Source organism: Oleiphilus sp. HI0066 (genome assembly GCF_001635725.1).
The window spans coordinates 1-22,502 of the sequence record NZ_LWFH01000557.1; the positions used below are offsets into that span (position 1 = coordinate 1).

20 protein-coding genes, 1 tRNA gene and 1 riboswitch are annotated in these 22,502 nt (G+C 42.4%); of the genes, 9 read left to right on the forward strand and 12 right to left on the reverse strand.

Annotated elements, in window-relative coordinates:
- Positions 1–84 precede the first annotated feature (84 nt).
- Positions 85–333 (forward strand): YkgJ family cysteine cluster protein, encoded by a 249-nt coding sequence (locus tag A3738_RS29200; RefSeq protein WP_082878463.1) that lies wholly within the window; start codon positions 85–87, stop codon positions 331–333.
- Positions 334–459: 126 nt separating this feature from the next.
- Here A3738_RS29200 and A3738_RS07435 read toward each other — a convergent pair whose 3' ends face one another.
- From A3738_RS07435 to A3738_RS07450, 4 genes are all read right to left on the reverse strand, one after another.
- Positions 460–660, reverse strand: coding sequence for a DUF2788 domain-containing protein (locus A3738_RS07435; protein ID WP_068474998.1), 201 nt, complete (start codon positions 658–660; stop codon positions 460–462).
- A 143-nt stretch (positions 661–803) separates the two neighbouring features.
- A complete protein-coding gene (locus A3738_RS07440) occupies positions 804–1,520 on the reverse strand; it encodes a TIGR04283 family arsenosugar biosynthesis glycosyltransferase (RefSeq protein ID WP_068475759.1) in 717 nt (238 codons plus the stop codon).
- Positions 1,521–1,534: 14 nt separating this feature from the next.
- Complete coding sequence (gene arsS / locus A3738_RS07445; RefSeq protein ID WP_068475761.1) at positions 1,535–2,515, reverse strand: arsenosugar biosynthesis radical SAM (seleno)protein ArsS; 981 nt, start codon at positions 2,513–2,515, stop codon at positions 1,535–1,537.
- An 82-nt stretch (positions 2,516–2,597) separates the two neighbouring features.
- Positions 2,598–3,635: an AraC family transcriptional regulator gene (locus A3738_RS07450; protein ID WP_068475763.1), complete on the reverse strand. Its 1,038-nt coding sequence runs from the start codon at positions 3,633–3,635 to the stop codon at positions 2,598–2,600.
- A gap of 126 nt (positions 3,636–3,761) precedes the next feature.
- Here A3738_RS07450 and A3738_RS07455 point away from each other — a divergent pair, with 126 nt between their 5' ends.
- A complete protein-coding gene (locus tag A3738_RS07455; RefSeq protein ID WP_082878462.1) occupies positions 3,762–4,958 on the forward strand; it encodes an alkane 1-monooxygenase in 1,197 nt (398 codons plus the stop codon).
- A gap of 17 nt (positions 4,959–4,975) precedes the next feature.
- On the opposite strand, the gene A3738_RS07460 is transcribed toward A3738_RS07455, so the two are convergent.
- Positions 4,976–6,259: an HD domain-containing phosphohydrolase gene (locus tag A3738_RS07460; RefSeq protein ID WP_068502176.1), complete on the reverse strand. Its 1,284-nt coding sequence runs from the start codon at positions 6,257–6,259 to the stop codon at positions 4,976–4,978.
- 82 nt (positions 6,260–6,341) lie between these two features.
- Between A3738_RS07460 and A3738_RS07465 the strand changes: the two genes are divergently transcribed.
- The 5 genes from A3738_RS07465 to A3738_RS07490 all read left to right on the forward strand — a co-directional run bounded on the left by A3738_RS07465 (position 6,342) and on the right by A3738_RS07490 (position 13,323).
- Positions 6,342–7,472, forward strand: a complete 1,131-nt coding sequence (locus tag A3738_RS07465; protein ID WP_082878461.1) for a sensor histidine kinase — start codon at positions 6,342–6,344, stop codon at positions 7,470–7,472.
- A gap of 91 nt (positions 7,473–7,563) precedes the next feature.
- Positions 7,564–7,640: transfer RNA gene (locus tag A3738_RS07470), tRNA-Arg, on the forward strand.
- Positions 7,641–7,937: 297 nt separating this feature from the next.
- Positions 7,938–9,110: an ABC transporter substrate-binding protein gene (locus A3738_RS07480; RefSeq protein ID WP_082878220.1), complete on the forward strand. Its 1,173-nt coding sequence runs from the start codon at positions 7,938–7,940 to the stop codon at positions 9,108–9,110.
- Positions 9,111–9,134: 24 nt separating this feature from the next.
- Entirely contained in the window at positions 9,135–12,380 is a 3,246-nt protein-coding gene (locus A3738_RS07485; protein WP_068500054.1) for a response regulator, read from the forward strand.
- Positions 12,381–12,498: 118 nt separating this feature from the next.
- The gene (locus A3738_RS07490; RefSeq protein ID WP_068475774.1) at positions 12,499–13,323 is read left to right on the forward strand and encodes a MipA/OmpV family protein; all 825 of its coding nucleotides are present in this window, start codon (positions 12,499–12,501) and stop codon (positions 13,321–13,323) included.
- Positions 13,324–13,387: 64 nt separating this feature from the next.
- Here the strand turns inward: A3738_RS07490 and A3738_RS07495 are convergent, their stop codons facing one another.
- From A3738_RS07495 to A3738_RS07515, 5 genes are all read right to left on the reverse strand, one after another.
- A complete protein-coding gene (locus A3738_RS07495; RefSeq protein ID WP_068475777.1) occupies positions 13,388–14,323 on the reverse strand; it encodes a LysR family transcriptional regulator in 936 nt (311 codons plus the stop codon).
- 192 nt (positions 14,324–14,515) lie between these two features.
- Positions 14,516–16,423, reverse strand: a complete 1,908-nt coding sequence (thiC, locus tag A3738_RS07500) for a phosphomethylpyrimidine synthase ThiC (RefSeq protein ID WP_068475779.1) — start codon at positions 16,421–16,423, stop codon at positions 14,516–14,518.
- Between the two features lie 55 nt (positions 16,424–16,478).
- Positions 16,479–16,610: riboswitch (TPP riboswitch) on the reverse strand.
- 110 nt (positions 16,611–16,720) lie between these two features.
- On the reverse strand, positions 16,721–17,380 hold the full coding sequence (locus tag A3738_RS07505) for an HlyD family efflux transporter periplasmic adaptor subunit (protein ID WP_068475781.1): 660 nt from the start codon (positions 17,378–17,380) through the stop codon (positions 16,721–16,723).
- Positions 17,381–17,462: 82 nt separating this feature from the next.
- Positions 17,463–17,756 carry a hypothetical protein gene (locus A3738_RS07510; RefSeq protein WP_068501515.1) on the reverse strand — a complete coding sequence of 98 codons (294 nt, stop codon included), beginning with the start codon at positions 17,754–17,756 and terminating at the stop codon, positions 17,463–17,465.
- Positions 17,757–17,772: 16 nt separating this feature from the next.
- A complete protein-coding gene (locus tag A3738_RS07515; RefSeq protein ID WP_068501512.1) occupies positions 17,773–18,348 on the reverse strand; it encodes an Ig-like domain-containing protein in 576 nt (191 codons plus the stop codon).
- Positions 18,349–18,800: 452 nt separating this feature from the next.
- On the opposite strand from A3738_RS07515, the gene A3738_RS07520 reads away from it, so the two are divergent.
- Positions 18,801–19,805, forward strand: a complete 1,005-nt coding sequence (locus tag A3738_RS07520; protein WP_156504059.1) for an ATP-binding protein — start codon at positions 18,801–18,803, stop codon at positions 19,803–19,805.
- The gene (locus A3738_RS07525; RefSeq protein WP_068501509.1) at positions 19,798–20,979 is read left to right on the forward strand and encodes a hypothetical protein; all 1,182 of its coding nucleotides are present in this window, start codon (positions 19,798–19,800) and stop codon (positions 20,977–20,979) included. Before A3738_RS07520 ends, A3738_RS07525 begins: the two co-directional genes overlap by 8 nt.
- Here A3738_RS07525 and A3738_RS07530 read toward each other — a convergent pair.
- Both A3738_RS07530 and A3738_RS07535 read right to left on the reverse strand, forming a co-directional pair.
- Complete coding sequence (locus A3738_RS07530) at positions 20,955–21,653, reverse strand: response regulator transcription factor (RefSeq protein WP_068475791.1); 699 nt, start codon at positions 21,651–21,653, stop codon at positions 20,955–20,957. The two genes, A3738_RS07525 and A3738_RS07530, sit on opposite strands and share 25 nt — an antisense overlap.
- Before the next feature lie 109 nt (positions 21,654–21,762).
- Positions 21,763–22,323, reverse strand: coding sequence for a hypothetical protein (locus A3738_RS07535; RefSeq protein WP_068475794.1), 561 nt, complete (start codon positions 22,321–22,323; stop codon positions 21,763–21,765).
- Positions 22,324–22,502: the final 179 nt, after the last annotated feature.

A 22,502-nucleotide genomic window follows, 5' to 3' on the forward strand; every position in this document is an offset into this window, starting at 1 on the left:
TGTCTGGCTCACGTTCTGGTAAATCTGATCGGTACGGACTAAAACCATTCTACCCTGTTTAACATCTTAATAAGGCAGCTAAAGATGAAGTGCCATGATCCTTGCGGAGCATGTTGTATCGCGCCAGAGATAACAAGTGCTTTACCAAATATGCCAGACGGAAAGCCAGCCGGAGTCCGGTGCGTTAATTTGGATTCCGAAAATCGCTGTATGGAATATGAAAAAAGACCTAAGGTGTGCCGCGAATTTAACCCTACAGAATATACATGCGGTGATTCATTTGAAAACGCTTTACGATTAATCAGCGAATTAGAAGCAGCAACTAAGAGCTGAGTTGTTTGCGAAGAAAGTTGGTTTTAATCGATATAGAAATTATCGAGCTGGTTTGATTTTCAAACCACCAGAAAACAAAAAACCCGCGATCAAGCGGGTTTTTTACTGAGCAGCGTTAGCTAATTACTACACGCCGAGCGTTTCAACTAGTACGGCTTTAATTACGAAGCCCGCCGCGCCCATGCCTAGTGCAGCAAAAAGAACCATTGTGCCGAATTTCCCAGCATCTGATTTCTTAGCTAAATCCCAAACGATATAAGCCATGTAAGCGATAAGCGCCGTTATACCGATCGCTAAGCTCCAAGTTTCAAAGGTCTCTACAGACATATTCGCACCTATTTAATCTAAGTAATGAAAAATTTTGGGTGGATTCTAATTGATCTAGATCAAATTACTAGTGCTAATACAGTGATATCAGAGATAAATCGTAGTGAATAATAATTAAGCAATTGTGCGGTCAGGTAAATGGCTTATCTGTCGCGATAATATTGCCTTGCAATTTTATCTGCGTCTCGAAATATCCAATATGAAAATCGCCATCGCCACATATTTAAGATTGTTTTAACGAAGCCTTCTGTTTCCCATTTCCTGGCGGACGTAATGGAGCGAAACGTAAACTGCTGCGGTTTAGAGCGTTCTTTTAAACGAATCGATATTTCAACATCTTCCATGAGGATTTGCTCTGGAAAACCTCCGAGAGCCTCGAAGACACTTTTTTTGATTACTTGTGTTTGGTCACCCGTACATATGCTGCTTAATCCAGATCGCCAACGAATCATAAAACTCAAAAAACGAAAATGAGGTGCGTGGTTATCAAATTCAAGCGAACCATATCCCCACGAGCAATCAGAACGACTAAAGTCCTTAAGCTGTTGATCATTGAACAATTCAATGGTCGTGTCTGCGTGAACAAACATCAGAATGTCGCCTGAAGCATGCTTAGCACCAAAATTCATTTGATATGCTCGGCCAGGACGATCACTCATTAAATAACGAGCTTTTGATAGTTGCAGAGATTCAAATCGAGCGCGTGTATCATCGGTGCTAGCAGCATCCACTACGACCAATTCGTGAAGGTTGTTTCCGAGATTATCCAATAATGAGCTTACAGAACGAATTATCGAGTCCTGCTCGTTATGAACAGGAATTACGACACTCAATCTTGTGTTAGCCGGAGAGGTATTCATTAAAGACGACTGGCTTACAGCGCGCCACCACAGCTACTACCCTGACCTGCCGTGCAACCATAACAATGCTCACCTATGACAATAGGATGACCGTCTAAGTTCGTTTCGAACAGTTCACTGACATGCAGTGCTGAATTGTCACTTGCTATGATGTTTTTATCTTGCGAGTGGATAGGTAATTCAAGCATTTGGTTAAAATCACAATCATAGACATAACCTTTCCAATCGACGCTTAAGGTGTTTCGACACATCACAGCGTCAACATTGCTTGGCGAATACGCGTCTTTTAGGAGCGTCATATAATCATTGAACCCACCTTTTGCCAGCAGCACGGCGCCAAAGCGAGCAATTGGCATATTTGTAATCGTATAGAGATCATCGAATTTTATTTCGAAATTACTAAATAAATGCTTCTGATAATCAGCTTTAAGTTTGTCCTGAGGAGGCGGTAAGAAGGCGCCATTAGGGTTATAAACCAAACTTAGTTTTTTGTCGTCGTCGCCAATCCCGTAGCCGAGCGCATTGAGCAGGTTCAGCGCCTTTATGCTTCCGTCAAATGTTCCCTTTCCACGCTGAGCATCGACGTTGTCTTCTGTGTAACATGGAAGTGAGGCAACGATCTCAACATCATTGTCAGCTAGAAATTGTGCTAAGTATTCTTGTCCTGGCTCGAGCAGAACGGTGAGGTTACAGCGATCCATCACATGCACGTTTCGTTTTCGGGCCTCCGACACAAAGTATCTAAAGTGAGGGCTTAATTCTGGTGCTCCACCAGTCAAATCGAGCGTATTAATTCCGTGCAGATCGATCAGTCGCAACAATTGATCGACGGTCTCTTTGCTCATTAACTCGGTGCGTGTTGGCCCCGCATTCACATGGCAATGTGTACAACTTAGATTACAGAGATACCCCAAGTTGACCTGCAATACTTCTATATTACGTCGTTTGATTTTAGGGAAATCGCTATCTAACAAAAGAGGGCGGGTATCGCGCATATAATTATATCTTCGTCTTAATAATCATTTGTCTGAAATTGTGTTTTAAAGACACCTTAGAACCAAAATAAGTTCCGTGTCCTTAGAATTTATTTGAACTTCTAAATTCAGAGGGCGTACATCCAAACCATCGCTTAAATACGCGTGAGAAATTCGATGCTTCTACATATCCAACACTTAAAGCAATACTCTCAATACTCTGATTTGTATCACTCAAACGCAACAGAACAAGCTCTTTTCTTACTTCATCTAACAAGCTTTGAAAGCTTGTGTTATCGCGTTTTAACTTTCTAATAAAGGTACGTGTAGACATAGCAAAATGTTCAGAGACGTCTTCTTGTTGTGGAAAGCGCTCACTAAACTCAAAGAGGAAGTGCTTGACCTGTCGAGAAAATTCACCGCCTTTGTTTTCTTGATCAATTAATAACTGACACTCTCGTTGTGCATTACGAAACGCATACTGATCCGCCGTAAGGGTTTGTTCATCCAGAGCTTTGCTTGGTAATACAACCTTGAGCGTTTCATTACCTAACACAATGGTCGCACCACCAAATTTAGTTCGATAACGGTCAATATCTGACAATACGTTTACTGGCAAGTGGACCTCAAGTTGAGAGATCTGCTTACCTGTCGATTTCTCGTAAAAATCTAGCAATGACCCAATCACCATTGTGCTTACAAATAAATTTAGATTTTCTAAATCAAAGTCTGGAACGATCGTGAGTGTTGTATAGCCATTTACATCGGAAACACCCATTTTGATGATTGCGATGCGCGTCGCTAGCATCTGTTGGATTAGAAAGAACATTTGTCGAACCGTGGGGGCTGAGATTGCGCCATAGCCCAGAGGCCCGTGCGCGCTCGACTGACTTATCGTTGATATATCGAGTGCTAGGTCATCTGAGCCAGACAAATGCTCTGCTTTCGCATATAACCTTTTAAACTGCTCAAAACTAACATACTGGCTGCTATCGATGAGCTGCTCCCAAGTTAAGCTATTTCCTTCAAACAATTGCTCTATCACAACACCAGCATTTCGGCAGTGTCCAGCCAACAAACGAGCGTAGCTTGGGTGAATGCTAGGGCTTAAGTGTTGAAGTTGCTCTTTACTAATCGACATACGATGATCGTTAATTGATTCCGGAAGAGTGTCATATTATGACGATTTAATGCCAGTTTCAACGCTTAATTTTTGATCTATCACTTGCTGTAATAGCTCCACGATCAATAAGAATAGGAATGAATCATGCGCGCAGGTACTTTTATATCTCCAACAGGAGAGGTTTACGTCGACAAAAAACGTCATTTTTGGCTGGTCTCTTTTATGGTGCCCCTGCTGGCTGTCGCAGGCCCTTTGCTATATATGTTGTCACCTAATGACGTATTTTTATGGCTGTTCATTGCATTTTGGTATCTCTTATTTCCTGTCATTGATTATTTTATGGGCGAAGACACGAGTAATCCGCCTGAGTCTGTTGTACCGATGCTTGAGGCAGACCCTTATTATAAGTTCATCGCTAGGATCAACGTTCCGGTCGTCATTGGTGTCTTCATATTTATAGCGTGGTTTGTATCTTCGTACGATCTAAGTGTCGCTGGTTATCTTGGAGCAGCACTCACCACGGGGTATATCGGCGGATACGGTCTTAACATCGGACACGAGCTGGGCCACAAAAAGACTTCTACTGATCAGTGGCTCGCTAAACTTGTATTAGCACCGGCGGCATATGGACATTTTTTCGTTGAGCATAACCGGGGCCACCACAAAATGGTTGCTACGCCAGAAGATCCTGCATCTTCAAAAATGGGCGAGAACATATACTCCTTTGCCGCACGTGAATTACCTAACGCAATCGCACGAGCAGCTAAAATTGAGCATCAGCGACTTAAAGACAAGGGGTTATCACCCTACTCTTTGAAAAATGAATTTATACAAACTGTGTTGATGACTGGCGCATTTTACGTCTCACTTGCGCTCATCTTCGGGGCTGTGGTGATACCTTTCTTGTTGATTGCTGGGTTTTGGTCAATGTGGCAACTCACATCCGCAAACTATATTGAGCACTACGGTTTGCTACGCAAAAAACTTGAATCAGGGCGTTATGAACGGCCTCAACCTCATCATAGTTGGAACAGTAACCACATCTTTTCTAACTGGGCTTTATTTCACTTGCAGAGGCATTCAGACCACCACGCTAACGCCACCCGTGCTTACCAATCGTTGCGTCATTTTGATGATCTACCATCGCTCCCAAATGGCTATTTTGGCATGTTCCCTGTCGCGTATATCCCATGGCTATGGTTTAAGGTGATGGATAAACGCTTGATCGAGGTTGTGGATGGTGATTTAGATAGAATCAATATTCTCCCTTCAAAGCGCGACGCGCTCATCAAGAAATATCAGTTAAAATCGTCTTATAGCCTGAATGAGGTGGCAGCTTAAAATATAGACGTCTTTGGTTAATCAGCGTCAGTGATGGGGTCAAATCTGACGTTGATTAAAATTTCTTTGCCCATCTGTCGCTGCAAATTTGTAAGTTTTTCTATTAAGATCTCGGTTACATGAGTGCCGCCGCGCAGTAGCAGCATATTCTTTTCACTATAAATATCCTCGACAATCACCATGCCGACCTTCAGTCCGTGTACATGCACGATAGTTTGCTTAGTCGCATCAGAGAGTTCGCGCTCTAGCTTAATCATGCTCAATGCTTGCAAGGCTTTATGATCAAAGGCCGCAGCATTTGCGTTCAATTCGTGAATTGCTTGATCGTGAGGTAATGGAGTAACGGACGGACTAAATCTCAACTCGGCATAAGCGAGCGCAACATTAAACAAGCGGTTTAACGGCGATAGCTCATCTGCCTTAAGACCTAGAGGAAACCCCGATCCATCTAATCGTTCTTGTTGTTTAAACAAAATGTCAGAGCACGCTGAAAAGGCTTCGATCGCAATAAGTGTGCATGCCCCGTTTGCTGGATATGCGTGATATAACTCTTTCTCTGATTCGCTTAAATTTGAATATCCTTTCTCAAGAACCGCATCAGGAACGGATATTTTGCCGAGCCCATGTAAGCGCGAAGCTTGGTACAGTACTTTTAGTCCATCTTTCTCAACATTGAGTCGGGCGGCTAGTTTGGTGACAACCTCTTCGAGTTGATGTGCAAATGCCCTCTGACCTGGTTGCTTCATATCTAGCAGGTTCAGAAAGCTTTCTTCCATTAACAGATAGGCATCTACAGTTGCTTGTTTGTTTTGTTGGTTTTCCTGCGATTGTTCAGCGAGTTCTCGCTCGATGCCTTCTTTTGATTCAGACACCTCATCATGCATTTTCTTAAGTGTATGCAAGGCACGATTTTTCATTTTCTCTTTATTACGGCGTGCCAGCGCATCTTCTGCTAAAGCTAGGAACTCTGTGTTATCCCAAGGTTTGCTTACGAATGCGAAAATCTCACCATCATTTATCGCACGTACCGTGTCTTCTTTATCTGCTTGCCCAGTTAGTAAAATCCTCGGTGCCGCAGGAACAATGCTTTTTGCTTGCGATAAAAACTCGGCCCCATCCATCCCAGGCATCCGCATGTCACTGATAATGAGATCTGGCCTTAGATCTTTCAGTACTTCGACGGCTCTCTCTCCTGAGTCAAAGGTGTGCACTTCAAACGGGGATTTCCGAAAAACGCGTTTCATTGAATTGAGCACATCTTGCTCGTCGTCAACTATAACGATGATATGCTTATCGCTCACTAATATTCCTCCAAATCACACAACCTAAAAAACTATTCTTGTCTATACTAGCTTACAAATCAGAAGCTGCAGGGTTAGTTCTATGTTTAGCAGAACATACACAGACAAATCGAAAGATAGATCAATAGCGCCGCTGCTTATTATTGTGTCTGTGATATCATTATTTTCGGCACTGACAATAGTTCTGTTTTATTACCTGATGCCCCCAACTTCTGTAGGCCTCTTGGTTGGTTTAATTATTGTTTCAACCTCATGTATTGGCGCTACAGCTCTTTCGGTTAAAAAATCTCAAAATTCACAAATCGCATCAATAACTGAGGATAACGATAACCTTACCGATGAAAAAACTGCTCTAATCCGAAAGCTAAAGGCCATCGAATCTGAATTAAGTCAAAAACGTGATGCCTTAATATTAACAGAGAAAATGGCAAGTTTAGGTCAGATGTCGGCTGGCATTGCTCACGAAATCAATAATCCCGTTGGTTTTATGATGAGTAATTTATGCACACTGAAGGAATATATCTTTTTCCTTGATCAGCTCACGAAGCAACTCCTTGATTTGATGGGATCGTTATCCAAGTCAGAAAAGCTAAATCATGAAGAAATTCTTGTCTCAATTGAGAAAACCTTGAAGATTGAGGATCTAGATTTCGTGCTAAGCGATGCAAATAGCTTAGTCGACGAAAGCATTACTGGCGGTACGCGAATAAAAGAGATCACTAATAGTATGAAGGGCTATGTTCGAGAGACGACAGAAGAGTCAGTGGTTCTTGTGAACGACTTGATTGAGCAAACGCTGAACATTGTTTGGAATCAAATAAAATATAGCTGCACGCTTGAAAAACAATTGAATCACTGTGATCAAGTTAAGCTATCCCCTAGCGCTTTTAATCAAGTACTATTAAATATAATGGTGAACGCTTCGCATGCGATGGATGGTAAAGCAGGCACACTGCGAATTACGACGTTCAACGACAACAATATGGTCATTACTGAGATAGCGGATTCTGGTTGCGGAATATCAAAAGGCAATATTAAAAAGATTTTTGACCCGTTTTTTACAACGAAACCCGTTGGCCAAGGTACGGGTCTTGGTATGTCAATCAGCTATGAAATTATCAAAGGATTTGGAGGTAAGATCGATGTTTCTAGTGAAGTTGACGTAGGTACGACATTTAGAATTTCTTTACCTAAGTATGTTAGCGAAGACTAATTACCGAGCCTTAACTGTTGCAGTTCTAATGAACGACCTTTCACTCGTTTAACTTTTCCAGTAAGGCGATTGTTGTATTATCTCAGCTATTCCGCCCTTAGCTCAGCTGGATAGAGCAATCCCCTCCTAAGGGATAGGTCTCAGGTTCGAATCCTGAAGGGCGGGCCATTCTGGATGAGAGCCTGAGAGGTTCGAGCCGAGCACACAGTGCGAGACAACGTCGACGGAACGGCGACGACCCGAAGGGAGAGCGACGCGAATCATCCTGAAGGGCGGGCCATTCACTCCAAGCCTTTCATAACTAAATTTGTTTTGTACCGGTCAACACGTTCCCTTCGCAATCTTTGATACCCGCTTCTTAGAAAACAAAACCAGTTCTTTTTGTAACCGTTTTTTACTTCGCGAGCGCGATCTATTTTCTTGTCTACAATTGAGCTATGAAATTGCGTTTGATGGTTAGCCGATATGATGATTTTTAGAAAGTTAGTGATTTTTATTGTCGTTACTTTATTTTCTCACCCTTTTGCCAATGCTGACAAATTATTGATCGGCTTGGATGCTGATATGTCTAGTGGTGCGAAAGCGGGAGGGCTCGCAATTCAACGAGGGGCTCAAATTGCTATAGAAGAGATCAATACTAACGGAGGCATTAACGGCAAGCAGCTTGAACTAGTAACTCGCGATCATAAGGGAAATCCAGCTCGCGGAATAAGCAACCTCAAGAAGTTTGCAAAAATGGATAATCTGATTGCCGTACTAGGAGGTGTACATACTCCCGTCGTTCTGCAGGAACTTGAAATTATCCATCAAAACAAACTGTTGTTCTTAGTTCCGTGGGCTGCTGGTACACCTATCACATCAAACAAATATAATCCAAATTTTGTTTTTCGCGTTTCGATCCGAGACAAAGAAGCGGGGCCAGTATTGGTGAACTACGCGCAGTCAATTAACGCACAGTCTATTTCTCTAGTTCTCGAGCGGACCGGCTGGGGGCGTTCAAATAAAGCCTCAATGACCGCAGCCGCTGAATCGCTGGGGCTCAATGTCGCAGGTATACACTGGGTAAATTGGGGCGAAAAGAACATTGAAACCCAATTGTCGGCATTAGAAGCAGAAAACCCTGATGCGATTATGCTTGTGGCCAATGCACCAGAGGGCATTGTGGTCACCAAAGGACTAATTTCGAGTGACTTATTAAAATCAAAACCCATCATTTCTCATTGGGGTATCGCGGGTGGCAGTTATGTTTCGGGCGTCGGGTTAGAGAGAATTAACAATCTAGATATCTCAACGATTCAAACTTTTAGTTTTGTAAATGCATATGATGAAGAGATAGCTAATCGTATTCTAAATACATATAAAGAAAAATTTGTCGCAGACGCTGACCAGAAAAACATCCCTGGAGTTGTTGGTTTAGCTCAAGCTTACGATCTCGTGCATATGCTTGCTATCGCTGTGAAAGACGCGGGCGTGTTTAAACGAAGTAAAATCAGAGATGCTTTAGAAAATCTAAAAAGCCACAAGGGGCTCATAAAGAACTATACCTCGCCGTTTAACGCTTGGCAGCATGATGCGCTTTTGCGCGACGACTACTTTATTTCTAAGTTCAATAACAACGGTCATTTAGTACCGCGATAAGCTCTAAAACCGGTATTTAAAGCCATGACTCAAGCAAAGACACTTAATCAACGAATTAGGCAGACAACCTTGCGTCGGTTCGTGCCCATTGTCTTATCTATCGCGTTAATAACAGTCATTACTACGTTCTTCATCATCAACTTTAATATTGGCATCACGCATGAGCAGTATTTAGATGATTTCGAAAAGCGACTTAATGAACGGCTATCGAGTCTCGATGAGCAAGTTGAATCACTCGCTCGTAACGACTTAATCATCAATAGTCTGATCGATTTTAGTAATCGAGAATCGTATCTTCCCGTATTTTTCCGCTCTCTACAGCCGATAAACTTCATTGGCGACAAATCAAATTTCAGTATTGTTTTTACAGACTTCGAAGGAGAGCTCATTACAGGTAATAACCATAAGTACTTTGCTAACAAGTCACAGATGTACGACTGGAAGAGCTCAACATTAGAAGATGGTTTACACTTTAGATCTGTCGATAAGAACGGGATATTTATAGCTTTTCCCGTGATTTATGGCCCGACCCCCGAAGGGGCTATAGTACTTTACGTTGAGAAGTTATCTGACGTAATCCAACTTGATACTGAAGACTATTCTCTTGAACTGCGTCAAAACGAAGATCTTATATATCGCTCAGGGCCAGTAACTGATGACTCTGGGATGGGCAGCATCATCACATCACATATTCTTGGTACGCTAAAACTCTCAGTCATCCAATCCAACTTAGATGTGTATAAAGATGCGGCTTGGGTTGTTGGCCTTATGCTTGGCATCTTTGCGCTCGTTGTCATTGCACTTGTAAACGCAATTGGGCTAGCAAGCACAACAGCGAGCGACATTATTAATCTCTTGAAAAGTAAAATCGTAGAATCTCGTCATGAAGATGACTTTAAGCTACTCACTGAAAGTGAGAATGAATCTTCAGAAATTACCGAGTTGCGCAACGCGTTTAATCAGCTAATTGAGGGACTATTTACGACAACAAAAATAAAAGAGCGAGTAGAAGATGTCATTGACTCTCTTGATGAGATGCTGGTTGTGTTTGACCTCAACTATAACAATTTTATGTCGAACAACTCGTTTAATCAGTTGTATAGCGAAATAAATCAAGATAACCGACTTGATAGACCATCAGATATTTTTCCACGTAAATTCCTTAGTTCTGACGAGCAGAGCCGACCGATTACCCAATCATTTCGAATAAGTGATGTCACGAAGATAGTCAGCTGGCACAAAACACTATACAAGGATCGTTCTGATAAAGTGATCGGTATCGTGATTACAGGTGTGGACATCACGAAATCAGAGCAATTAAAGCAAGAGCTGTCGATAAAAAATCAGGCGATTGATGAAGCCCAAACACCAATTATTATTTCTGATGCAACAGAGCAAGGGTTTCCGATTACATATGTAAACAAGGCTTTTGAAAGACAAACTGGCTATGCTGCGAACGAAGTGATCGGTAGAAATTGCGGTTTTCTTCAAGGTCAAAACACACAGCCTCACAAAAAGGCTTTGATAAAATCGGCGCTGCGTAATTTTGAACCAATCACGGTAAATATCATCAACTATAAAAAATCGGGAGAGGAATTCCATAATCAGCTGTCGTTAACGCCGATACGTAATCATGACAACCTTGTGACGCATGTTCTGGGTTTTCAACAAGATGTCACACATCAAGAAAAAACACAGCAATATTTGGAAGATGCCAAATTCAAAGCAGAAGAATCAGCCCAATTGAAATCTGAGTTCCTCGCTAGTATGAGTCACGAGATCCGTACGCCGATGAATGGAATTCTTGGCATGTTGGGATTGCTTGAATCGAGCAGCCTGACCAAGGAGCAAATACAGCACGTGAAGCTTGCTAAATCCAGCGCTGATGCTTTGTTAGTGTTGATCAATGATATATTAGACTTCTCAAAAATAGAGGCCGGCAAGCTGACTCTTGAAAACGTTGCTTTTGATATCGTCAATCTACTGTCGGATGTTTCCAGCAGTATTGCCTGCGTATCTGAAGATAAGTCTTTAGAGTTAATTCTCGATACTAGCGAGCTGAACGCACATCAAATTAAAGGTGACCCCGGCCGAATTCGCCAAATTCTTATCAACTTAATTGGCAATGCAATTAAGTTTACAGAGCACGGTAGTGTAACGATTAAAGCCTCAAACTCTGCCCAAGATGGCAATGACACCATTTATGTATCAATTATTGATACTGGCGTGGGGATTCCGCAAGACAGGATTTCCGCAATTTTCGAATCATTCTCTCAAGTTGATACATCTACAACACGTAAATTTGGCGGAACAGGATTAGGACTAACTATTTGCAAACAGCTCGCTGAGCTAATGGACGGGGATATAACTGTTGAGAGTGATCTGGGTGAAGGAAGCGTCTTTACATTAGCATTCAAGGCCGAAATTGAAAGAAGTAATAGGTTTGATATCAGCCAGTTCTCAGACATCAATGCTCTAATCATTGACTCGTGTGAACGAACGGCAAGCGTTATCGAAAAACAACTCACAACATGGGGAGTCTCGTCTAAAAAACTCAATTCAGATGAACTTAAAGACGGAATTAAATCCTTTGATGGCGACATTTGCTTTCTGAGTAATCATGTTATCGGTCAAGAAACCAAGGGTCTCATCGAGTCAATCCGCTCGCACAGCAATCATACTCACATTTGTATGCTGACTAAGTTGGCTGATTTAAGGGGCGCCGATCAAATCAATAGTCTTGGGGCCGATAGTTATTTTCCAAAACCTGCAACGCATAATGATTTATATGACGCGCTTATGAGTATATCTATGCAGGCAGAAGAATCATACGAACGCGAAGGTGAACCCGATATCAGCAAAGAAGATCATCGTGATTACGGAGGTTTAAAGGTCTTGCTTGTTGAAGATAATCCTATCAATCAAATATTGGCTGTTACCTTACTTGAAGGGCTTGGTTTAAGTGTTGAGGTCGCGAATCATGGTGTTGAAGCGCTTGAGAAAATGAGCAACGAACCAAGCTATGGCATGATCTTCATGGATTGCCAAATGCCCGAGATGGATGGATATGAAACAACTCAAAACATAAGAAAAGGTGAATGTGGAGAGTCTTATAAAGATATACCAATAATCGCGATGACCGCGAACGCTATCGATGGTGATCGCGAAAAATGCCTAGAAGCGGGTATGTCGGACTATATTACTAAGCCAATAGATACAGATATCCTTCACGATCGCGTTGCTCATTGGTTTGCTCAAATAAATAAGTAGTTAACACGCTAGCGCTACAAAAATATCTTTGAAATAGAAAAAACAGCCTTGTTTCTCATTCCTTTGTGTAAGCAATCGTTACAATAGCCCGCTGTTTTACTTCGATATTGGACGATTGATGAAGCGTAGTTTATTTCATGCCCTCCTTTTTTGCTTAGGGTTTCTCTCATTAAGTGCTAATGCGGACGAACGAAATGCCTATGGCCTAGGTGTTACATACGAATCAGGCATATATCAGGGGCAAGATGGGTACACAGAGCCCTATCCATTTATCGATGCAGATTTCGGCGACTTTTTTATTAAAGATAAAGTAGTTGGATGGACAGGTTTTCGTCATAACAATATCTCAATCGCCCTGATCGCTTCGTATAACGATTACTTCTTGGATACAGAAGATATCAACGATGCAAGCAAAGATATTTTTGTCGGTATTGAAAATCGTGACCGAGCTTTCGAGATTGGTTTTTTGTATACCTACTACTCTCAAGTTGGCGATTTAACTTGGGAGTATTACAAAGATGTTTCTGATAAACATGGCGGCATGCATAACATTGTTCGCTTGGCACGGCCCACAGGCAACCCCAACTTAATAACATTTACGCCGAGTATTTACGTTCACTATTTTAGCTCTGCCTTCAATGATTACTACTACGGTATAAGTGCGTCTGAAAACGTAAACGGATTTGAAGAGTTAAAAAACAGAGCGGTAGATCCGAGACCCGATTTGACTCAGCGCCAGTTTGACGAATTTAGACCGGAGTTCGAAGGCGAAAATAGCGGCCACCTTGGTTTCGATATTGTAATTAAAAAACCTTATTCTCAGAATATCGTAGGCGTTTTTTATGCGGCCTGGGAAGAGGTATTAGCAGAAACAGAAAACTCATCACTCGTTGAGGATTCAGAACGACTTAGATTTCGGCTAGGACTAGAATACAAGTTTTAGATGCTAAAAAGGCCAGTTTTAACTGGCCTTTTTTAATAGAAGCTTAACAAGGTTTGATATGCTCTTATCGATGCTTTTCAGCTACCTCAGAAATGAGACTTCTTAACCATTTGTGACCAGCATTGTGCTGTAGCAATGGACTCCATGCCATCTTCAGCTCAAATGATGGAATGTCGAATGGCGGCTCTTTAATGACAACTTTTGCACTTTCGCTCTTTAACTGTGCTGCGCGCGTCGGAAGTGTTGCGATCAAATCAGGCTGTTGTGCGAGCTGCATTGCAACTTGATAATGGCGCGTAAATACCCGTATATCTCGTTTTCCGCCAAGTTTGTTTAATGCTTCATCCACCCATCCCAAACGCTGCACATCTTGAGGATTTACACCGACGCCAACACCAAAACCTGTCTTGCTAACCCAGATGTGCGAAGCTTCTTGGTAAGACTCTAGGTTGAAGCCCTCAAGCACGGGGTTCTCTGGCGACAAAACGCATGAAAAGCTATCGTTCCATAAGGTTTTAGAATGGAAGGACTGAGGAAGCGTATCAAAACGGTTGATTGCCATATCAACACGGCCCTGTTCAACATCCTCGAAACTAACGTCACTTGGAGTAAGAACATCTAATGTCACTAGCGGCGCAAGCTTACGGACTTCACTAAGTACATCAGGGATCAACGTGGATTCAGCGTAGTCACTCGCCATGATTCTAAATACACGCTCAGTTTCTAAATCAAAACTACGTTCTGGCTGTACGACGCGCTCGACTTTAGAGAGAATTTCACGCACTTGCGGTTTAAGTGATAGTGCGAGTTCAGTGGGAGCCATGCCATCACTTGTTCGAACAAGCAAAGGGTCGTTAAACAAATTTCGAAGACGTTTTAGACCATTACTCATCGCTGGCTGCGTAATACCTAAGTGGTTAGCTGCTTTGGTAACGTTTTGTTCGCGTAGTAGAACATCCAAGTGAACCAATAAGTTTAGATCAATACGAGCAATATCCATAATAAACCTTTGAAATGATATTCGCGCGAAGTATACCTTTTCAGAAAAAAATAGATAGAGTAAATGGCAGTTTTTTTATGGAAACTCAAAGATTTGGAGTAAATACCCGCCTATTGCTTAGTACGCGCAATAAAAAGGCCGAACTTTAAAAGATCGACCTCCTTCAGTACCACCAAAATCTAATAGTAAGTCTTACACCTCGTGATAGATTTCACTGCCATCTTGTTTGAACTTCTCGGACATTTCCTGCATCCCAACATCAGCTGCCTTAGCCAGTTCTTGTTCCGCAGCATAATCTCGAACGTCTTGTGAAATCTTCATAGAGCAGAATTTTGGCCCACACATTGAACAGAAATGCGCAACTTTCGCTGAATCCTTAGGAAGCGTTTCGTCATGATATGCACGTGCCGTATCCGGATCTAACGCGAGATTGAACTGATCTTCCCATCTGAACTCAAATCGCGCTTTACTCATCGCGTTATCATGAATCTGTGCGCCGGGATGACCTTTCGCGAGATCTGCGGCGTGCGCCGAGATCTTGTAAGTAATCAAGCCTTGTTTTACATCGTCTTTATTAGGTAAGCCCAAGTGTTCTTTTGGCGTCACGTAACACAGCATTGCACATCCATACCAACCAATAAGCGCTGCACCTATACCAGAAGTGAAATGATCATATCCTGGAGCGATGTCAGTCGTCAGTGGCCCCAAAGTATAGAAAGGCGCTTCACCACAGTGCTCCAATTGTTCTTCCATGTTTTCTTTAATCATATGCATTGGCACGTGTCCGGGGCCTTCAATAAAGGTTTGAACGTCGTGTTTCCATGCAATCTTTGTTAATTCGCCCAAGGTACGAAGTTCAGAGAACTGGGCTTCATCATTTGCATCGGCAATTGACCCCGGACGTAAGCCATCGCCTAATGAGAAACAAACATCATAGGCTTTCATGATTGCGCAAATTTCCTCGAAATGGGTATAGAGGAAGTTTTCTTTATGATGAGCCAAACACCACTTCGCCATAATCGAACCACCGCGACTAACGATTCCCGTTACGCGTTTTGCAGTCATCGGAACATAACGAAGCAATACGCCGGCATGGATCGTAAAATAATCAACGCCCTGCTCAGCTTGTTCGATCAGTGTGTCTCGGAATAATTCCCACGTTAAATCTTCGGCAACACCACCACATTTTTCTAATGCTTGATAAATCGGTACGGTACCGATCGGCACTGATGAATTTCGGATAATCCATTCACGTGTTTCGTGGATGTTGTCCCCCGTACTCAAATCCATAACAGTATCGGCACCCCAGCGTGTCGCCCATACCGTCTTTTCAACTTCTTCCTGAATAGAAGATGTCACTGCCGAATTACCAATGTTTGCGTTTACTTTGGTGCGGAAATTACGACCAATAATCATTGGTTCAGATTCAGGGTGGTTGATATTATTCGGAATTACCGCGCGGCCTCGAGCAACTTCATCACGTACGAATTCAGGAGTAATAATCTTAGGAATCGATGCACCGAAGCTTTGACCCGGATGTTGTTCCGATACCGCTTTTTCAAGCTCAGCTTCGCTGAGCGCTAGATTTTCGCGGATTGCGATGTATTCCATTTCAGGCGTAATAATGCCCTGACGCGCGTAATGAAGTTGCGTGACATTCTTGCCTTCACGCGCTTTACGTGGCTTTGGCTTGTACTCAAAACGCAAACCCTCGAGCGCTATGTTCTTCTCGCGAATGTTTGCGTACTCAGAACTGAAGCCTTCAAGCAATTCGGTGTCGCTGCGCTCTAGAATCCATTTTTCACGCATTGGACTTAAGCCTAAACGCACGTCGATGTCTTTATTTGGATCTGTATATGGGCCTGAGGTGTCGTAGACACGAACTGGAGGGTTATGTTCTTCCTTGCCGTCTTGCAGCTTGGTTGGACTTAGTTCAATTTCGCGCATAGCCACTTGAATGTCGTCGCGACTACCTTTTACGTAGATTTTTTTCGACGCAGGAAATGGCGTCATAGAAAGTTCATCGACCGATGCTGTTTTGGAGATATTTGCGTCGGTGATCTTTGCGTTTTTAGCTGGCTGCTGTGGCGTGTTGCTCATGTATGCTCCAAGGTAATTGTTAGGGAGCAATCTGCTGATAACGACTCAAACGTTACAAAACGAGCAAACTGTTCCCTACGCTGGTATTAACCAAATCAGGTTCAACGGGTCCTGCTTTTACTGTGGATACAGCGCATAGCTAGCAGTCTCAGCTCCCTAACCACTGGAAGCTCCCCGACAGGTATGAGAAGTGTATGACTAGCTGATCAATTCAGCAACTATTTACAACATGAAATAAAAGAAACGGAGCATGAGGCTCCGTTTTTAAAATAATAGCGCTGAACCACACAACCCAAACTACGAATCTCTCCAGGCCCTGTTAAACGAATTAATCAATGGTTCTAATAAGTACTGAGCAGGTGCACTTAAGCCAGTAATAATCATTACTTCTGTTGGCATGCCAGGGTGAATGGATAGAAGGTTCCCGTCATCATCAAATGGGAGCATATCGTCGTCTGCAACAAAACCATTTAGCGCAATACGTGCACTGTAATATTGCGTTTGTTGTCTTTCATCTTCAAAGACATAAGCCGAAATTGACTCAACCGTTCCGCTCAACTGTGGAAATTCATGTTGTTTAAATGACGCGACTCTCATCCTAGCATCAAGGCCTTTATAGACTTTGTCTACATCAGTGGGCGAAACACGAGATTCAACAATTAAAGTATCCATCGCAGGGACGATCTCCATGATGAGATCTCCTCCCCGAACAACTGTGCCAACCATATGTACGTTTAAGCCGGTTACAGCTCCATCAACCGGCGCACGAATATCAATCCGTTGAAGCACATTGCTTGACGTTGCCAGCTGCTCGCGTACATCTTTTAAACTAAATTTGATATCGCGCAATTCAGTGGCTGTTTGCTCTTGAAAACGTTGTTTGGCTTGAAGCTTCTCTGGCTTCACCTCGCCAATCTTGACCTGTATTTCTGCTTGTTGCGCCTCAGTTTTTTGCAATTACACCGCGCAATTCAGCGGCTTCACTCTGTATCTATAAAAATCTGAGTTTGTTGGCGAGCTTTTTCTCAACCATGCCTTTCTATGATTGAATTTCCTCCTCCATAAATTCTAACTGAGATACTTTCGCGAGACGTTCGCGATGCAAGCCCTTGGCTTGCTGCTTCAGCTGATCTAAGCGCTGATCAGCAATCGACAACTCGCTATTTAAGTTATCAATCGCAAGCTCAAATAGACGCTGCGCGGTAGAGCTTTGTTCAGTTAACCAACCATCGGGGAGACTAGATGTATTGATAACGGGCAAACTTAAGTTCGCGCTCATATCGAGCTTGGCTGTCAACAATGCTTCGCGAATTGAAAGCTCATGACTTTGCATAAGTAAACGATAATGCTCAGCGCCTGCAAACTATAGTAAACAAACCTCCGTTAGACCCTCGAACTTCAGCACCAACGTTAGATCCAATTCCATTAATGGCCACTATTTCAGCAAAGTCTGCATACAATTCATCGTTCGATGTAACATTTACCCCTGCGAGAATAGTGCTTTCTTCGGTAGAAAATACATCGTCTTGGGCAAGAATCGAGTCGCCATCTACAACGGTTACAGTTACAATTACTGATGCGACTGAAGAACTTGTGCCGTCTGATACAGTGTAAGTGACAATCATATTTGCTGTTTCACCCGCTGCGAGATATTCAAAACCGGTTGTAGCATAAAGAAATATCGATCCATCAGAGAATATTCGGAACTCCCCTCCATTTGACCCGGTTACCGTTACCTCTCCGTCATTTAAGCTTTGTCCCTCAACAGACACGATCTCAAGTGGATCACCATCTTCATCTTGATCATTCTTTGGCGATCCCGAGAGATCAAACTTGTTGCCAAAAATAGAAAAGACGTAGCCCAGTTGTTTGTTTTCTCCTGAGGTTATCGAGTACGCATCATCGTTTACTATTGGTCCGGCCATTTACAGTATCCTTTGTATCGTTGTTTATTTTTTTAAAGATTTACCACCACTTAAATTGTTAAAAATTGTAACGCTAGAGAAAATATATATTTAATGACAGATTATGATGACAAGCCAAAAACTATTTACATTAGGCCACCAAAAAGAAAGAATACGAATCATGGAAAGCTAATAAAAAGAATAACTAAGGTGGTTTTTTGAGTTTTACCACATATGCTTTAGAGCAATCTTCACGACAGAACAAAATCGGTGTAGTCATCGGGTCTGCCACAGCCTTTGTCTATGCTCCGATTGATTATTTTTTATTCCCAGACCATTTCGTCGCAGGGATATTCGGCGCAATACTCAGAGGCCTAATCGCAGCCCCGTTGCTAATTTTAGCCTTATATCTCCTCAAGAAAGAAGATTATGAAAGTGCTGACAAAGCAATAGCGCTCGCAATGATTCTACTCGTGAGTTGGGCAACGCTATTTTATGCAAGTCAACTTGACACCCCCGCACTCATCGCGTTTTTACTTCAGATTCATGTTTATATGATTGCTTGCCTGACACTGAGTAAAAAAAGGCTTTTATTAATTGCTAAATGCAACATTATACTCGGCATACTTGCTGCCTCTTACATGCTCTGGCATCAACAATATTCATATACAGGGTTACTACTACTCACTTACATTACCCTCGCTTTGAGTACTTACTTTTGGGCTTTGTCGAGCAACAACACGCTCAAACGCGAGTACGAAATTACGCGTAACAATCTGGCTATTGTTAATTCCCGAGAAAGCTGGAACGGCATTCTTAAAACCTTAACCAAGGATGCGTTTAACAAAAAGATTTCTGCGATCAGATCTAGCCTTAACGCTCTCAGCACTTCTGGTTCATCAAATCAACACGTTAAACGCCTAAACCATTCGTTAAACGAAATTTCAACGATCAGCCAAACCCTTCTGAGCGATCTTGATTGGTATGACAGCGAGAATCATATACAGGAGCAGACAAATTACTCGATACTTGAGCATGTCTCTTTGTTAACACATGAGCTCCAAACCACTTACAGTACAGCTAATATTAATTTGTTCTGTAGTCGCGACTTCGATATCGAGCTTGCGCCCGCCTTGCTAACAAGATTGATCACTAATATAACCAACAATGCAATACGTCATCGCAATAAAGATACCGCCATCAGCATTGAGATACAGAAAGGAAGGACTCTGCTGATCAAGAATAAGGGACCACGTCTGCCAGCATCACTTAACGAACTCACTATTGAAAACAGGCAAGGAAGCGTGCATGGAGAATACGGCTTAGGACTTAACGTTTGTAAAAATATTTGCATTGCGAACGGCATACTTTTCAATGCTACTTCCGAGAAAGGATTGGTTGTATTTCAAATGATATTTCCAGCCTTACAATCAAACATGAGTAGAGAACTTGCGGCTGAGAAGGTGGAACATGCTTAGCTCGCGTAATGATTTTAAAAGTCGCCTGCTCAGCACCTTACGTAAATATTCTGATTTCACTCATTGGAACTACAACAGACAGCATAACGAAACTGGTATAGCACTATTAAGCATTGCGTTAATATGTGGTGCATTATTTGCGGCAGATGCCATTGCCCTAAATGACCCAAACTCCATCATGATCCAGCGAATCATCGCATTACCATGGATAGGAAGCTTCTTTCTTTTGCATCGCCTCAGACAAGAGAAGCTCTACTATGTGTTTGTTTGTGTTAGCCTCCTATATTCATCCTACGTATTCCTAACTTACACAAACGAACTCACAAGCTTAAGCAACACATATCAGCTGATTGGCATTACGGTCACGATTTTAACCGCTGTTATTCTTGCTAATATACCGAGCGCTTTCTCTACTCCAACCGCTCTTGCCATCACCGTATACTATATTCTCTCTCGCCAAGAACATTCTCTTCGAGAATGGGTTATTATCGATGCAACAGCCTTATTCTTCATGCTTGCATTAATACCTGCAGCGATCGCGCGCGAGCTCCAACAACATAAGACTTACAAAAATAACCAAGCTCTACAACACTCGTTAAAAGATCTTCATAAGTGGTCTCAGTCTACCAGTCGCTTACTCAGGCACGAGCTAAGCAACCAAATCGTTGCGCTATCTTCATCCTTAGTATTAATGCCAGAGGGACGTCTCAAAAATCAATTACAAACTCAAGTTATGGAACTGCAGCAATTTACGAACGAAATAGCGCTAGCGACCGATGCAGAGCAAGACATTGAGGTTAAGCGTGTTGACGCGTGCTCCTTACTATCCAGCGTTCTATCTGAACACAGTATTCACCTAGAGCTTCATGCTTCCTATCATATCGAAATTGACAATAAAAAAGCGGTTGAGCTGGCATTCAACTTTATAGCGCGGGAACTAAGTCAGAAAGCAGCAATCCAACTGCATGGAGAAATTCGGAGCAACTTAGACGAGCTGATTATTGAGATAAGAGACTATAAAGTAAACGATCTTAATATAGATAGTTTTTATTATCAGTTTGCAAAACAGATCATCCAAACTCAGGGCTTAAATCTAGAAATTAACCTCCGTGCAAATCGGGTTATTCTGACCTTACGACAGAAAAGCGATCACCCAACATCAACCCAGCGATAACCCTTTCCTCTGACCGTTTCGATGCAAGAAAAGCTAGGGTCAATCCGACAAAATTCAGAGCGAATCAATTTAATGTGTTGAGCAATGGTATTTGATTCAGCAGAGATTTGAGCAGCCTGGATTAAATCATATACCGACTGCGTTGCAGGAGAGCTGTATAACTGCAATAGCAATTTATAGCGTATATGATTCAACCTTAACCTTTGACCGTTCCAAAAGACTAATTCGGAGTCATGATCGAATGTTATCCCGTCTGCATTCTGCGCGTACTCTTTAGTGCCCTCCGTCTTAAGTACATCTAGGCGAGCAATTAGACTCCTAACGCGAACTAAGATAAGTGGCAACGGCTCTTTCTTGTCGATATAAGCATCAGCTCCGACTTGATATGCTTCAACCTGTAGATCTAGATCTACGTACGAAGACAGTAAAACTATCGGAGCGATTGGATATGCACCTCGAAAGGTCTTTGAAAGCGCGATGCCAGCGGCTCGATCCTCCGCTAGTTGCATATCAAATATAGCTATATCGAGATCTGAACGAGTTCGAATGAGATGAAGGGCTTCATCTGTTGTGCTAACAGCAACAACGTTATAGCCCTCTGACATGAACATTGTAGAAAAGTTTTCTCGGATGACCGGATCATCTTCCACATACAATAACTTTGTCGCTCCCATGCTGCACCACCATTGCGTCTAGCAGTCGCATTGATTATTATTTTCCTTATAAATCATATACTAGCGACAAATTGATTGGCGACTCAATAAGAGCAGCCGATTATATCAATTACGCAGAAATAGAATCAGACAAGATGTCGTCATCGATATACGCCATACCAATCTTGGTAAGGTATTCTTCGCGCTCTGCTTTCATTAAATCTATATCAAGCGGCTTAAGACCAGCTTGCTCATACAGACTAGCAATAAACATCATGAAACCCTCGCCTTCTTTTATCATAAGAAGACCTGCAGCACCAACATCGGGACGGACTTTAGAAGCATTATCGTCGTCAAGATTAACGGTCAAAACAACAGGCTGCTCTTCACCTTCGAATCGAACCGAACGACGCTTTACGCACTGTTCCGCCCAAAAATAGGCCAATGCTTTACTCTGAGTAAGGAACACTGGTTCGCGCTGCTCAGTATAACTATTTCCGATCGTCGCCATGGTTTGCTTCGCGACTTGATTGAAGGCCTTATCGCCAGAACGAACAAGCCCGTTCTCTTTAATCGAATCAATAAGTGCCGATGAAGTACCGTGATACCAAACACCGTTAGTAGGTATGGCAAAGCCATCTTCACCTAGAACGGTTTGGACATCGTTATAAATCTCGGGAAGCTCAATCATGATAGGTAATCCTTGGTAATTCTAAAGATGCGGGAATTATAGGCATATCAACTACTTCATCAAGTAAGCTGACCAACTGTTTCAATAATAGTGGTTATTCCCTGTGCTATTAAGCTCAGAACAGGCAAACAAAAAAGGCCGCCCGAAGACAGCCTCTTTTTAACTTCTATGAGTCTCGA